Below are 14094 nucleotides of genomic sequence, written 5' to 3' on the forward strand. Positions count from 1 at the left end.
CTCAACTGTAATTGTAATCTTTTATTGCACACTTATGCGTAATGAAGCTGCGACTGCAAATGGTGCCAACGTTGCTGAGCCCACCAACATCGCTCCCATCAAGGCCAACTGCCCGTTAAAGGCCATGCCAAGGCTTGCGGCATCAATGGCAGAGGTCGCGAAGATAAGCACAGGTATATAGAGCGGCAAAATCAGCAAGCTCAATAACACCCCACCTTTTCGCAGCCCCACGGTAAGCGCTACCCCAATAGCCCCCAGAAAACTTAATGTTGGCGTACCAATGAGCAAGGTCAGCACCACGGCTTTCCAGGTCTGCCAATCCAGTGACAGTAAAATGGCCAGCAGTGGACTAATCAATAGCAATGGCACCCCGGTCAATATCCAGTGCGCAACCATTTTTGCAAATGCCAACACCGGCAGCGGCGTCGGCATCATCAACATCTGCTCAAGCGAGCCATCGACAAAATCATCCCGGAACAAGCGCTCCAGTGACAACAGTGCCGCCAACAAGGCTGCGACCCAAACAATACCCGGTGCAATCCGAGCCAATAAATTCGGCTCCGGGCCCACTCCCAGCGGGAACAGGGTGATCACAATAATAAAAAACCACAACGGGTTAAAAACATCAGCCTGACGACGAAATGCAATCAGCAGCTCACGTCGAATGACTTGAAAAATAGCACTTAGCATTCTGAACTACTGCCCTAACTTAATCTTCCGTAATTGGTTACTATCTGTAAACATGTCCTGGTGGGTAGTTAGCAACACCATACCGCCACGCTCGACATGCGACAGGAATAACCGCTCCAGCACTTTCACGCCTTGCTTATCAATGGCTGTCAAAGGCTCGTCCAAAATCCACAGCTTGTGATTACTGATCCACAAACGAGCCAAGGCAACACGACGCTGCTGGCCGGCTGACAATTGACCAGCAGGTACATCTTCGCGTCCTGCCAGGCCTACGTGGGCCAGGGCCTGCCAAAGGCTATCATCACCATTGACCTGCGGCTGCCCCGTCAAGTCATTGTCTTCGGTGTTGGTATGCATTGCCTGAAAAAATGCCAGGTTCTCAAAAGCGGTCAGCTCTCGTTTTACCCCTGTCTGGTGGCCCAGGAACAATAAGTCCTGGTAATAGTCTTCCCGTGCTGATTCGATTTTTTCATTTTTCCAGCACACGTCACCGCTGTCTGCCCGCCCAAGACCAGCAATGATCCGAAGCAGGGTTGTTTTTCCGGCGCCGTTATGTCCTTCAATCTGAACCAGTTCACCCGACGAAACGGAAAAGTTCAGGTCGTCAAACAACACCCGCTCATCGCGGACACAGCTTAATTCTTGTACAGACAACATATTAAATGATGTATCCTAGGTGACACAATTTAGCGGGCATATTACCACACTGGTTCATAATTCTGTTAGACACCCAGTTGTATACTTCTATCACTTAGGTTAGTAAATGTGACATACATGCGTATAGACAGCCGCCAAGCCTCTGCTTTAATTAAGAGTGGACAACTTCAACCTAAAAAAGTGCCAGGAAATGAGACAAATCATAAATTTCCTCAATCAGTTAGTGCCAGTCAACCTCTTCAAGGCCAAATTTCCCAGCTATCTCAATTATTAATACAAATGAATGTGCTGCAACGTTTTTTTACACTTTTTACTGCGCACTCTTCTGCCTCTTCGACACCACCGCCATCCATCATCACTAATTTGCTATCCCAGCTCCTAGTGCCGGATAACCAGGCAACACTCGTCCAGTGGCTTAGACAAGGCGCCGGAAAACAGGTGTTGGTACAACTACTGGAACAATCTTCCCAGGCAGACAGCCCGTTAAAGCAATGGCTACAGCAGCTACCAACCGATAAACAGGATGAATTTAATGCGCTGCTCAAGCTAGCGGCCGAGCAACGGCTGGCTCCTGCAGCAAAAGACACCGAGACTACATTACTGCAATTGCATTTGCTGCAACCTGATGGCCGGGAGCTGCAATTGTCAGTGGAAAAAGAAGCTGGCCCAGCCCGTGAAAAAGCAGATAAGCCACCACGGTGGACAATCAAGTTGGCTTTGCCTGTCGGTCACCACGATGTAGTGCATGCCGTCGCAATATGGGAACAGCAAAGGCTGGCATTGCGCTTTGAAAGCGACAATATCCAGTTGCTGAAGCGAACCGAAGCACTCACCCCTTTTCTTACAGAACGCTTTGCTATGCTGGGGATCGGTTGTGAACCTACTACCTTTAAGGTTCGTCTACCTGAAGTGACAGAACCGAAGATTGAGGGATTTTCAATTCGAATTTAACCCCGGTGCAGTTTTATACCAATCGGGATAAGTAATACCAACCTAAATAAATATCTGACCATTTTTCATGGCTAAAATCACCAACTACAGTGTTGGAAGTTTTGTAATTAGATCCACTAGTTACTGCAACTTCCGCCTTGTATTTGGTAATTTTTCCTCATGAAAAAGTAGATCATCTACTTATCCAGATTGGTATAAGTGTTCAGAAAATTGCGCAGGAAAAATCACTTAAGACAAGGAAGAGTTAACAGATGAAAGACAAAAGTGCGATTGCACTTCACTATGACGGCCAACAAACACCAACCGTCGTGGCAAAAGGCCATAGTCAACTAGCCGAACACATTATTGAGCAGGTAAAGCAACAGGGTGGGCTTATACATCAAGACAAGGCATTAAGCGAATACCTCAATAAACTGGAAGTAGGCGATGAGATCCCGGAAAACCTTTACCGGATCATTGCCGAGCTCATTGCCTTTTCCTGGCTGCTAAACGGAAAAACCCCTCCCGGCTGGGAAGGGCTTTCTGGTATTCATGAGCAAGTCTAATAGCGTATTAACGACGTCTTGGTTGCGCCATTTTTTGCTGTAAACGCAACAAGAGTTCTGCTTCTGCTTTTGGCAAGTCGCATTCTTCCATTAACTCGTTAACATCGGCCCCCAGCTCGACCATTTTACTGGCCCGGCTGTAAAGCTTGCCGTCAGGATCCAGCATCGCCATTTCACCCTGCCGATCGGCAATCATCTCAAGATGATCGGCCATATCTGCGAGTTTCTGGCTCATACCTATGGTTCCGGCACGCAATTCATTAAACTGCTTGAGCAAACTTTCATGCTGGTGCCGGGAATTTTTTAGCACCAACTCCGTGGCGGTGAATTTTGCTTCCAGTGCCAGGCGGGCCTTACGCTCTCGACGGACCATCAGCCATGAAATAACCACAGCCAACATCGCGATAGCAATTGGCAACCATTGCAAAACCAGGTTAAGCATTACAAGTACGCCATATCATCCCATTCTTCGTCAGATAGCAGCTTGTTCAGATCAACCAAAATCAGCAGCTCTCCATCGCGGTTGCTCACGCCCTGGATAAACTTCGCGCTCTCCTCGGTGCCCACACTCGGTGTGCTATCGATTTCAGAGCTACGTAGATAAACCACTTCCGCTACGCTATCAACCAGAATACCGATCACCTGCTTTTCCGCTTCAATGATCACGATACGGGTATTGTCAGAAATTTCGCCTGGCATCAGGCCAAAGCGAGATCGGGTATCAATCACGGTAACCACATTACCACGCAGGTTGATAATACCCAGAACATAATCTGGCGCACCTGGTACCGGGGCAATTTCCGAGTAACGCAGTACTTCACGTACCTGCATTACATTAATGCCATAGGTTTCATCTTCCAGCTGGAAGGTTACCCACTGCAGTACTTGATCGCTACCGTCTTCTTTTTGTATTTCGGCTACACTAACCTGTGACATGCTGTTTCCTCTTTGGCCCTGCTCACATTACACTCTTAACATCTAAACCCGCATTCAGCATAGATATTAGTTCGTTAACATGAATTAGAGCACACATTTTTTCTTTAACCATTCCGGCAAGCCAAGGACGTTTACCCGCCTGTTCCCGCCAACGAACACTCTGCTCTGTCAGGGTTTCGGTTCCGTGGAGCGCATTACATGCCAATCCCCACTTACTTTCCCCTAACATTACGATATAACGATATTCTTCCTGATGTTCATTCGAACTCAGTTTTTCCGGCATCACCCAGCGTGCAGTATCAACTACATCCAGTTGATGCTCTCGATTTGTCATCAGCCCGAGGTACCAGGGCGGTCGCCCAAGCAGGTGGTTCACGTCTCCGAGCTGATGGATCCCACCCAGTTCAGTCAGCGGCACCGCAAAGGTGACACCATTGACTTCAAAGAAAAGGGCTTGGAAGTCTGCATCCCTCTCCAGCTGTTGCTGCCACACATCAGGTGGCTCATCATCGCCAGGCTGTGTCTGTGGTGCAACAAGCCCTTCAGGCTCTGCTGCTTCTAACTCTGGCTCAACAGCGACTATGCGCTCTGGCTCAGGTTCAACTTGCTCAGTGTCGGGATGAACCACAGGCGCTGCCACTGTGGCCTCTTCGGCCGCTTGCTCTAGCGCGTCGACAGCGGCTTCCACTTGCACGGCAATCAGGGCATCAGTTTCTTGCGCGATGTCAGACTGCATCTGGCTCATTTGACTGAGCAAGCGCTGAACACCGTCCAACTCAGCCTGAGGCTGCTCAGCAAAGGAAACCGTCGGCCTGGCTTCAACCTGTATGGCTTCAACCTGTATGGTTTCAACCTGCACTGTTTCAATTGGCATTGCTTCCGCTGGCATTGCTTCAGCGGATATAGCTTTAACCGGGCTCGCTTCGACCGAAATAGCATCAGTCGGCTCTTCCGGAGTCTGAGGCACCCAGCTAGAAGCCTTACTCAATGGTGATGAAAGATCCAGCTCAACCGATATGGCGGCTCCACTTTGCTCATCACACTCTGACAGCTGTTCAAAATCAAACGGTGCAGCGATTTCATCGGCCCCTGCCCCTTCAACAGCAGCAAACTCATCTTTTTGAGTATGCTCATCAGGAGCGGGCTCTTGATCTGATACCTGAGCAGACTGCACATCTACTGGATGCGAAGCGCTCTCATCATTGTCAACGGAAGACTCTTTTTCTTCAGCTGTATCTAACTCTTCCGGCTCAGCCAGCAGATCAAAAAAGTAATCATCCAGTGCTTGTTCACTGGAAAGACGATGCTTATCGTTCATCTTGATCCAGACGCTCCAGATAATTTAATAAAGTCTTATAAGCAAAGACACCACGGCAATTTCGGGCATATAGCGATGGTGGCATATGCTTGATACTGGCATCACGAAACTTAGTATCGATTGGAACTGCGGATGCCCAAACCTGCTCGGTAAATCTTACTTTCAACTCTTGCAGGGTCTGCAACGATGCCCGGGTACGCTTATCATACATCGTCGGTACAATCGTCACCCTGAAACCCGATGCCCGGGATTTCTGCATGATCTGAAGGGTGCGCATCATCCGCTCAAGCCCTTTCATTGCCAGAAATTCAGTTTGCACCGGGATCAAAATCCGGTCACTGGCCGCAAGGGCATTAACCATCATCACCCCAAGAATAGGCGGGCAATCGATCAAAACATAATCATAATCATCAGCTAGGCTGTTAAGTGCCTTTTTCAGTACCAGCCCCATCCCCCCGCGGTTGCCCATGACCCTGTCAAGCGTCGCTAGCGACATATGGGCAGGGATAATATCAATGTTCTTGAACTGCGTATTCAAGATGATCGGACGAACCGAGTCACGTGAAATCTCATTGAGCTGAAACAGATCAAATAAACTGGCCGGTACCTCATCAGCATCAAAATTGAGGTAAGTCGTCAGCGAAGAGTGAGGGTCGGTATCAACCAGCAGCACCCGTTTATTGCGCTCACTCAACAACCCGGCAAGCGTTACCGTGGTTGTGGTTTTTCCAACGCCACCTTTTTGGTTGGCGATACTCCAGACGATCAAAGCGAACTCCCTACGCCAGCCCGATCTCAACCAGGATGCGCTCGGCAATCCGATCTAACGGTAAGTCTTCACTGGAAATGCCCGCTTTTGCCACAGCTTGCGGCATACCATAGACGACACAGCTTTCTTCGTCCTGGGCCCAAATAGTTGAGCCATTGGACTTGAGCATACGTGCACCTTCGCGGCCATCAGCTCCCATCCCGGTCAGTACCATCGACAATACCTTATCGTGGTAAATTTTTGCCGCCGAGCCAAAGGTCACATCCACACAAGGTTTGTAATTCATCCGGTCGCCGCCGTCTATGATCCGTACCCGCGAAGCACCTGCACGGCCTTCCAGCATCATTTGCTGGCCACCTGGTGCCAGATACGCCATTCCCGGCTTGAGGGCGTCACCGTCTTGCGCTTCCTTTACCCCGATTTTACAGAGGTTATTCAGACGAGCAGCGAAAGCAGCCGTAAAGGTCGCAGGCATATGCTGAATTAAGACAATCGGATAAGGGAAATTAGCCGGAAGCTTGGTCAAAATTTTCTGCAAGGCGACAGGCCCGCCTGTCGAGGTACCAATCGCCATCAGCTGATACTTCTTGCCCGAGGCCCTAAAGCGAGCCATTGGCTTGGTAGGCGCAGCAGGGCGCGAAGCTGGGCGAGTCGGGGTTGCCGTGGCTGTTGCCGGAGCGGTACGACCAAGCGTTGTTTTTTTCACGTCACGGCTGGCTACCGATGGGGTTGCAGCTGGACGTACCGAACGGCGCATGAAAACACGCTTACGGGCAAGCTCACCCACCCGCTTTTGCAGCAAGCTTACCGCTTCATCACGGTTACGGGCGATGTCTTCAAATTTCTTCGGCAGGAAATCTAATGCACCGGCATCTAATGCATCCAGTGTCGCCTTCGCCCCTTCGTGTGTTAAGGATGAGAACATCAGGATCGGCGTCGGTGCACTTTTCATTATTTCGCGCACAGCAGTAATACCGTCCATCACCGGCATTTCAATATCCATTGTGATGACATCTGGCTGAAGCTTGTTAGTCAGTTCTACCGCTTCTTTACCATTGACGGCACTGCCAACGACCTCGAGACGAGGATCGGAGTTAATTATTTCACTGACACGGCGGCGGAAAAAGCTTGAATCATCCACCACCAATACTTTTACTGCCATGTAGTCGTTCCCGTATCTATAAGTTACCCAGCTTATATAACAAACTGAACAATTACCTGGCCTATTCCCCGATGAAACGCAGATAAAGGGAACGGCCAAGTAATGATTTAATTTGCTACTTAGGGGCTTAGCGCCCCTAACATATTTTCCATTTTTAGCGTTCAGCTCCGCTCTTAACAACCAGCCTGGTTATTAGCGGCCTGCCCAGATCTTAACGACCGGCATAGTGCTTAAGCAGGTTTGGCACATCGAGGATCAGGGCAATATGACCGTCACTGGTGATCGTTGCACCCGCCATACCCGGTGTACCCTGAAGCAATTCGTCAAGCGGCTTGATCACCACTTCTTCCTGACCAATCAAAGCATCGACGACAAAACCAATGCGCTGATGACCAATCTGAACAATAACAACATGGCCATGATCGCGTTCACGCTGAGGAAGACCAACCGCAGACAACCAATCCTGTAAATAGAACAACGGAATGGCTTTTTCACGCACAATGATAGTCAGCTGACCATCAACGTTATTGGTCTTGCGCAGATCAAGGTGGAAAATCTCGTTCACACTCGCCAATGGCAAGGCAAATGGCTGATCCGCCACGCCGACCATCAAGGTTGGCAAGATAGCAAGCGTCAACGGTACCTTGATATCAATTCGGGTGCCTTTGCCCAATGCAGAATCTATGCTAATTGAACCATTCAACTGGCTGATCCCTGTCTTCACCACATCCATGCCAACACCACGGCCGGAAATATCGGAAATCTCTTTTTTAGTCGAGAAGCCCGGAGCAAAAATCAGGTTATAACATTCCGAATCCGTTAGGCGTGATGCCGCATCGGCATCCATTACGCCGCGGTCAACAGCAATGTTACGCAGCTTATCCGGATCCATACCGCCGCCATCATCTTCGATGGTCAACAGGATATGGTCACCTTCTTGTGATGCAGACAACAGCACGGTACCGATGCGTGGTTTACCCGCCTTTTCACGGATGTCCGGCATTTCAATACCGTGGTCAACTGAGTTACGAACCAAGTGAACCAATGGATCGGCCAGAGCTTCAACCAGATTCTTATCGAGATCCGTTTCTTCACCGCGCATTTCCAGCACGATTTCTTTCTTCAGGCTACGTGCCAAATCACGGACAACGCGAGGGAAACGGCCAAATACTTTCTTGATTGGCTGCATACGGGTTTTCATCACCGCACCCTGCAGATCAGCTGTGACCACATCCAGGTTTGACACCGCTTTCGACATTTCTTCGTCGTTGGTATTGAGCCCTAGACTAACCAAACGGTTACGAACCAATACCAACTCACCGACCATATTCATGATGGTGTCTAGGGTGGAAGTATCTACCCGAACTGTCGCTTCTGCTGCTGTCTTACCTTTATCTTTAGCACCCGCAGCCTTTGGCTTTTTCTCTGCCACAGGCTTAGGTGCCGGAGCACTTACAACCGGAGCGGATGCTGGTGCTGGTGCAACTGGCGCTGTTGGTGTGACAGGCTGTGCAACTGGTGCTACTGGCGTCTCTGGCTTCACCTTAACAGGTTGTTCTGTCAACATATCGGCGACAGGCTTAGTGGCCATTTCCAGCTCTTCGTCTGTCGGGCCTTTGCCTGAGCCGTGTAACTCATCGAGCAAACGCTCAAACTCGTCATCGGTCATCAGATCATCATCACCAGAGCTGGCACCCGTATCACTAGGTACCGTCGAAGCCACTGGCGGTGTTACCGGAGCCGGAGCGGCAGGAGCAGCGACGACCAAATCGTCATTGCCACCAGGGCCTTTACCCGTTCCGTGTAACTCATCCAGCAGACGCTCGAACTCATCGTCAGTGATATCACCCGTTTCAGACTGGATCTGGTTCACAACGCCCGAGCTAGCCACCTGAGGGGCTGGCGCAGATACCGGGGTTGACGCGGGCTGTACTGCCTCACTCGCAGAGGGGCCGCTGCCTGCACCATGAAGCTCATCAAGTAGACGGTCAAATTCATCTTGAGTCATATCATCGACAGAGTTACCTGCAATTGCCGATGACGGAGACGCTGAGGAAGCTGGTGTAGGCTGTATAACTGGCGCGGCAACAACAGGCTCCGGAACCACGACAGGTTCAGGCTCTGGTGCAGTTACCACCGCAGGTTGCTGCGCAGCAGCTTGGGCTAGCTCCTCAGCTGTTGGCGGCTGGCTGAAACGATGAAGTGCATCAAGCAGGCTTTGCTCTGCGGCTTCAACTGGTTCATGCTCCTGTACCTGGCCAAACATCTCATTAATGGTATCCAGAGCCTCCAGGATCACATCCATTAATTCTGGTGTGACGCTTCGCTTGCCGGTGCGCAGCAAGTCAAAGATATTTTCTGCCCCGTGGCAGGCATCCACCAGCTCGGTCAGAGAAAGGAAACCAGCGCCACCCTTAACGGTGTGAAAGCCACGGAAAATGGCATTGAGCAGCTCTGAATCTTCAGGGCTACGCTCAAGCTCTACCAGCTGCTCAGACAGCAACTCAAGGATTTCTCCTGCTTCTATTAAAAAGTCCTGCAGGATGTCTTCGTCTAAATCAAAGCTCATATGTTTCCCCTAAAATCCAAGACTAGACAGCAAGTCATCAACATCATCCTGTGAAGACATGACATCCACACGCTCTTCACTGTTGACAATTGGCCCCTCAGGAGTAAGCACGCAGGCTTCTTTAAGGGCGTCTGATCTGTCTTCTTGTTCCATGCCAAAGGCTTTAAGGATTTCGACTAATTGATCTTCCACTTCGTGTACCAATTCGATGACACGACGTATTATCTGTCCGGTCAGATCCTGAAAGTCTTGAGCCATTAATATTTCAGTCAAGTGGCTACGAAGCGCATTGTTGTCACCTTCAACCTGTACCAGCAAGCTGTCAATTTCATGGCATAGCGACTTAAATTCATCAAGTGCAATTTGCCCACCCATCAAACGCTTCCACTGAGGATGAACCTGAAGCAAAGTATCATTCATCTTATCGGCAAGCGGTTCGATGCTATCAATGGCATCCATGGTTTTATTGGCAGCAGACTCCGTTTTATCAATAACATATGATAAACGGTCACGGGCATCAGGAATTTCGGTCTTCGCTAAATCATTGATACGGGGATCAAGACGAAAATTAGCCAGTGAATCATGCAGTTGGCGGGTCAACTTACCCACTTCAGCATAAACAGGATCACGGCTATCAGAGACTACTGTCTGTACCAGTAAGTTCGCCTCGTCCTGTTTCCCTTCTTCAAGCAGGCTTACAAGCTGCTTCGCCTGATCGAGTGAAATCATTATGGTTATTACCCTTTTAGCGCCTGACGATAGTGATTACTGCATACGCTCGAAGATTTTATCTAACTTCTCTTTTAGCGTCGCGGCAGTAAAAGGTTTAACGATATAACCGTTAACACCCGCTTGTGCAGCTTCAATAATTTGCTCACGCTTAGCTTCAGCGGTAATCATCAGTACTGGCAAGTGCTTGAGTTCGTCATCCGCACGGATGTGCTTGAGTAAATCAATCCCTTGCATACCTGGCATATTCCAGTCAGTCACGACGAAATCAAACCCACCTTTCTTCAGCATAGGTAGCGCAGTCAATCCATCATCCGCCTCCTGGGTATTGTTAAAACCCAGATCACGTAGCAAGTTTTTAACGATACGGCGCATTGTCGAGAAGTCATCAACAATGAGGATTTTCATGTTTTTATTCAAAGTTGCCTCCACTGAGGTCACAGTGTTTTTATCTAATGTGTAGTAATTAAGCAGTCCAAACTTTAAGTTTGGAACGCAAACGTTGCATTGCCTGGCTATGAATCTGGCAAATCCGGGATTCACTCACCCCGATGACAGCACCAATCTCTTTGAGATTGAGCTCCTCGTCATAGTAAAGAGACAGGACCAAAGCCTCTCTTTCAGGCAGTGTCTTAATTGCTTCAGCCAGTGAATGACGAAAATTATCATCCACAACACCCTGAAATGGAAGATTTTCTTCACGAGCTTCTTCACTTGCGATCGCATCTTCCGATACACCCAGATCGTCCATACCTATAAGACGCCCACAATTAACATCATTTAGCGCCTGATGGTACTGTTCGAGTGTCATTTCGAGATGTTCGGCAATTTCCTGATCCATTGGGTCCCGACCAAGCTCACCTTCCAAGAAAGAGATGGCTTCCGTAATCCGGCGGCTGTTCTTATATACCGAACGCGGAACCCAATCGCCGCGGCGGATATCATCAAGCATCGCCCCCCGGATCCGGATCCCGGCAAAGGTCTCGAAACTGGCACCTTTGGTGGGATCATAATTTTTCTGAGCTTCCAGGAGGCCAATCATGCCTGCCTGGATCAAATCTTCTAATAGAACGTTGGGCGGCAACCGCCCCATCAGGTGATGGGCAATGCGCTTTACTAATGACGAATAACGCTCAATAAAGGCATGCGGACTTTCCTGATAACGTCCGTATGTCAGTGCTTTATTCACCAATAGGAACCTCTCCCGGGGCTTGCTTGACCAATAACTTCTCGACAAAGAACTCAAGATGGCCGCCAGCACTGGTTGGTACCGGCCAGGTCATCGCTTTCGATGCCAGAGATGTTAAGGCTAATGCTGCAGGACTACGCGGGAAGGCGTCAACCACAATTTTCTGACGCTTAACTGACTGACGAACCCGATCATCAAGCGGAACACAAGCCACCAGCTCCAGATTGGCGTCCAAAAATCGTTCTGTCACCCGGGTTAGCTTGGCAAACAGGTCGCGTCCTTCACGGTAGCTGCGAACCATATTGGCGACAATCTTAAAGCGCTGTACGTCATACTGGCGACTTAATATTTTTATCAGGGCGTAAGCATCGGTAATCGATGTTGGCTCATCACACACCACCACAAGTACATCCTGTGCGGCACGAGCAAAGCTCAGCACCATATCAGAAATACCGGCAGCCGTATCAACCAGTAGGACATCAATATCATCTTCCAGGCTACTGAAAGCGCGGATCAGGCCCATATGTTGAGCAGCTGTCAATTCAGCCATATTCTGGGTGCCTGACGATGCGGGGATGATCTTTACCCCGTACGGACCTTCAATAATAATATCCTGAAGGTCGCATTGGCCAGCCAGGACATGGGACAAGTTACGGCCGGAACGTAGCCCCAACATCACATCAACGTTAGCAAGCCCTAGATCGGCATCAAGCACCATTACGCGCTTACCCTCACGAGCCATGGAGATAGCCATGCTCAAGGTCACGTTGGTTTTGCCCACACCGCCCTTACCGCCAGTGACAGTAATGACCTTCGTGGATGATAATTTTGTCATACGGCGCAAACCGCTAGCTTGATCGTACATTGCGTTCTCAATCATAAAAGTCTGCCGCCTGATTATCTGAACTATCGCTACTCCAGAAATGAGATTGCTGGCTTAATTCTTGTTCTAGTAATTCATTTGCACGTGCAACCAGGTAGTCACCTGTTGCTACCTTAATATCTTCCGGTACCCGCTGGCCATCGGCTAAGTAGGCAATTGGCAGTGCACTCTGGATAGACACACAAATTACCTCCCCTAGACTGAGCGATTCATCCAGCTTGGTCAGGACACAGCCTGACAATGGGATCCGGCGGAAATGCTCTATGGTTTCATGAAGTACACGGCGCTGTGCTGTTGATGGCAATACCAAAAAGCTGCGAATTTGTGCACCACTGCTCTGCATCAGGGTATCAAGCTGCTCAGACAACCGAATATCACGCTGCCCCATACCCGCCGTATCTAGCAGAACCAAACGTCTATGCCGTAACTGGTGAAGTATATCGGCAAGCTCTTCGGCATCTTTAGCCACTCTTACCGGACAACCCATAATTCGACCATAAGTCGCTAACTGTTCATGGGCACCAATACGATAAGTATCTGTTGTTACTAGCGCTATTTGGTCCGGGCCAAAATCCATCGCAGCCCGGGCTGCCAATTTGGCAATGGTTGTGGTTTTACCCACCCCCGTTGGCCCGAGCAATGCAACAACGCCACCGGTTTCAAGGATGCAATCATCGGTGGTAATAATTTGATCAGACAGCAAATCCAACAATGCAGGCCAGGCTTCATTGGCCGGCACATCTTCGGGAATATAACAGGCCAGCTGATCGGATAATTCGGGTGATAACCCCATTTTCTCTAGGCGCTTGATCATCATCGCCCGCATCGGTTCACGACGCTCGACTTCCTGCCACATAAGGCCTGAAAGCTGATGTTCCAGCAACTTACGGATCGAGGCCATTTCGCTCCGCATCGAATCCATCTCATCACTTGAATGACTGGCTTTCGGATCATAGCGGCTTGGATCAAGACGGTTGCCACCGCGCGGGGGCTCCTGCTTTAGCTCCTTGCTCTGCGATTGCGGCCGGCGGTAATCGCCAATATCCAGCGCATGCTTTGGCTGGCGCTGTGCCTGCGGCAAACGGGCGGAAGCATTTTGCCCCCCTTGCTGACGACGCTCGGGGCGATGTTCCTGGCCGAACCCTTGACGGCGGCTTGCTCCATAGCCCTCTTCGGATTGCGGAAAGCTACTATTTTGCGACTGACGACCTTGAGGTGCACGGCGATCTGGCTGTGCCGAACGGGAGCGCTGTGCTGGACGCTCAGGCTCTCCATATTCCCGGTCAGAGCCCGCACCATGATGTTTAGACTGGCGCTTCAGCAATGCTGACAACGAATCCACTTCACTCTCAGCAGGCTCATCTTGTTTGCTGTCACCTGTGTAGTTCTGCAACACGTTGGCGAAACGGCTAACGGCAGATTGCTTCAGCTGTACTTTGTCGTCTGCCAGCTTGCGTTTAGCCTGACCTAACCGGCCCGCCAAGGCTTCACGGGTTGCCTGTGATGCCTTTGGTGGTTCATTGGTTACATCGGTATCAACGGCAGCAACAATCTCGACTCCGCCAGTCACTTTTTTATTCGACATGATAACCGCGTCAGCACCGAGCTCTTCTTTCACTTCGCTCAGTGCGGTTCGCATGTCTTTGGCAAAAAATCGCTTAATTTTCAATCTTGTCTTCCCGTTAAATCACGCTAT

The 14094-nt window shown here is 49.9% G+C and carries 15 protein-coding genes; 2 read left to right on the plus strand and 13 right to left on the minus strand.

All coding sequences use genetic code 11. The annotated features are described in order from the left end of the window. Positions 1-21: 21 nt before the first annotated feature. Both ccmB and ccmA read right to left on the minus strand, forming a co-directional pair. Positions 22-690 (minus strand): heme exporter protein CcmB, encoded by a 669-nt coding sequence (gene ccmB / locus AC51G0_RS14295; RefSeq protein WP_496299327.1) that lies wholly within the window; start codon positions 688-690, stop codon positions 22-24. A 6-nt stretch (positions 691-696) separates the two neighbouring features. Beyond that, on the minus strand, positions 697-1347 hold the full coding sequence (gene ccmA / locus AC51G0_RS14300) for a cytochrome c biogenesis heme-transporting ATPase CcmA (protein WP_496299328.1): 651 nt from the start codon (positions 1345-1347) through the stop codon (positions 697-699). Between the two features lie 285 nt (positions 1348-1632). Here ccmA and AC51G0_RS14305 point away from each other — a divergent pair, with 285 nt between their 5' ends. Both AC51G0_RS14305 and AC51G0_RS14310 read left to right on the plus strand, forming a co-directional pair. Next, positions 1633-2298, plus strand: a complete 666-nt coding sequence (locus tag AC51G0_RS14305; RefSeq protein WP_496299329.1) for a hypothetical protein — start codon at positions 1633-1635, stop codon at positions 2296-2298. Positions 2299-2549: 251 nt separating this feature from the next. Next, entirely contained in the window at positions 2550-2843 is a 294-nt protein-coding gene (locus AC51G0_RS14310) for an EscU/YscU/HrcU family type III secretion system export apparatus switch protein (RefSeq protein WP_496299330.1), read from the plus strand. A 7-nt stretch (positions 2844-2850) separates the two neighbouring features. Here the strand turns inward: AC51G0_RS14310 and AC51G0_RS14315 are convergent, their stop codons facing one another. The 11 genes from AC51G0_RS14315 to flhF form a co-directional block, all read right to left on the minus strand. Further along, positions 2851-3285 carry a DUF2802 domain-containing protein gene (locus AC51G0_RS14315; RefSeq protein ID WP_496299331.1) on the minus strand — a complete coding sequence of 145 codons (435 nt, stop codon included), beginning with the start codon at positions 3283-3285 and terminating at the stop codon, positions 2851-2853. Further along, a complete protein-coding gene (locus tag AC51G0_RS14320) occupies positions 3285-3779 on the minus strand; it encodes a chemotaxis protein CheW (protein ID WP_496299332.1) in 495 nt (164 codons plus the stop codon). Before AC51G0_RS14320 ends, AC51G0_RS14315 begins: the two co-directional genes overlap by 1 nt. Before the next feature lie 22 nt (positions 3780-3801). Then, positions 3802-5097 (minus strand): chemotaxis protein CheW, encoded by a 1296-nt coding sequence (locus tag AC51G0_RS14325; RefSeq protein ID WP_496299333.1) that lies wholly within the window; start codon positions 5095-5097, stop codon positions 3802-3804. After that, complete coding sequence (locus tag AC51G0_RS14330) at positions 5087-5866, minus strand: ParA family protein (protein WP_496299334.1); 780 nt, start codon at positions 5864-5866, stop codon at positions 5087-5089. The genes AC51G0_RS14325 and AC51G0_RS14330 overlap by 11 nt, the downstream gene beginning before the upstream one ends. A 10-nt stretch (positions 5867-5876) precedes the next feature. After that, complete coding sequence (locus AC51G0_RS14335) at positions 5877-7028, minus strand: protein-glutamate methylesterase/protein-glutamine glutaminase (RefSeq protein WP_496299335.1); 1152 nt, start codon at positions 7026-7028, stop codon at positions 5877-5879. 211 nt (positions 7029-7239) lie between these two features. Then, positions 7240-9597: a chemotaxis protein CheA gene (locus AC51G0_RS14340; protein ID WP_496299336.1), complete on the minus strand. Its 2358-nt coding sequence runs from the start codon at positions 9595-9597 to the stop codon at positions 7240-7242. A gap of 9 nt (positions 9598-9606) precedes the next feature. Beyond that, positions 9607-10326 (minus strand): protein phosphatase CheZ, encoded by a 720-nt coding sequence (locus AC51G0_RS14345; protein WP_496299337.1) that lies wholly within the window; start codon positions 10324-10326, stop codon positions 9607-9609. Positions 10327-10362: 36 nt separating this feature from the next. Next, entirely contained in the window at positions 10363-10734 is a 372-nt protein-coding gene (cheY, locus tag AC51G0_RS14350) for a chemotaxis response regulator CheY (RefSeq protein WP_036800231.1), read from the minus strand. A gap of 58 nt (positions 10735-10792) precedes the next feature. Continuing rightward, complete coding sequence (locus tag AC51G0_RS14355) at positions 10793-11515, minus strand: RNA polymerase sigma factor FliA (protein ID WP_496299338.1); 723 nt, start codon at positions 11513-11515, stop codon at positions 10793-10795. Next, positions 11508-12395 (minus strand): MinD/ParA family protein, encoded by an 888-nt coding sequence (locus tag AC51G0_RS14360; protein WP_496299339.1) that lies wholly within the window; start codon positions 12393-12395, stop codon positions 11508-11510. The genes AC51G0_RS14355 and AC51G0_RS14360 overlap by 8 nt, the downstream gene beginning before the upstream one ends. Beyond that, positions 12388-14067, minus strand: coding sequence for a flagellar biosynthesis GTPase FlhF (gene flhF / locus AC51G0_RS14365; RefSeq protein WP_496299340.1), 1680 nt, complete (start codon positions 14065-14067; stop codon positions 12388-12390). Before flhF ends, AC51G0_RS14360 begins: the two co-directional genes overlap by 8 nt. Positions 14068-14094: the final 27 nt, after the last annotated feature.

Source organism: Photobacterium sp. HL06, assembly GCF_059552575.1.

Excerpts from the sequence above, each read along its gene's own strand:
- AC51G0_RS14315 (WP_496299331.1), bottom strand. The coding sequence starts at position 3,285 with ATGCTTAACCTGGTTTTGCAATGGTTGCCAATTGCTATCGCGATGTTG.
- AC51G0_RS14320 (WP_496299332.1), bottom strand. The coding sequence starts at position 3,779 with ATGTCACAGGTTAGTGTAGCCGAAATACAAAAAGAAGACGGTAGCGAT.
- ccmA (WP_496299328.1), bottom strand. The coding sequence starts at position 1,347 with ATGTTGTCTGTACAAGAATTAAGCTGTGTCCGCGATGAGCGGGTGTTG.
- AC51G0_RS14345 (WP_496299337.1), bottom strand. The coding sequence starts at position 10,326 with ATGATTTCACTCGATCAGGCGAAGCAGCTTGTAAGCCTGCTTGAAGAA.
- ccmB (WP_496299327.1), bottom strand. The coding sequence starts at position 690 with ATGCTAAGTGCTATTTTTCAAGTCATTCGACGTGAGCTGCTGATTGCA.
- cheY (WP_036800231.1), bottom strand. The coding sequence starts at position 10,734 with ATGAAAATCCTCATTGTTGATGACTTCTCGACAATGCGCCGTATCGTT.
- AC51G0_RS14360 (WP_496299339.1), bottom strand. The coding sequence starts at position 12,395 with ATGATTGAGAACGCAATGTACGATCAAGCTAGCGGTTTGCGCCGTATG.
- AC51G0_RS14340 (WP_496299336.1), bottom strand. The coding sequence starts at position 9,597 with ATGAGCTTTGATTTAGACGAAGACATCCTGCAGGACTTTTTAATAGAA.
- AC51G0_RS14325 (WP_496299333.1), bottom strand. The coding sequence starts at position 5,097 with ATGAACGATAAGCATCGTCTTTCCAGTGAACAAGCACTGGATGATTAC.
- AC51G0_RS14310 (WP_496299330.1), top strand. The coding sequence starts at position 2,550 with ATGAAAGACAAAAGTGCGATTGCACTTCACTATGACGGCCAACAAACA.
- AC51G0_RS14335 (WP_496299335.1), bottom strand. The coding sequence starts at position 7,028 with ATGGCAGTAAAAGTATTGGTGGTGGATGATTCAAGCTTTTTCCGCCGC.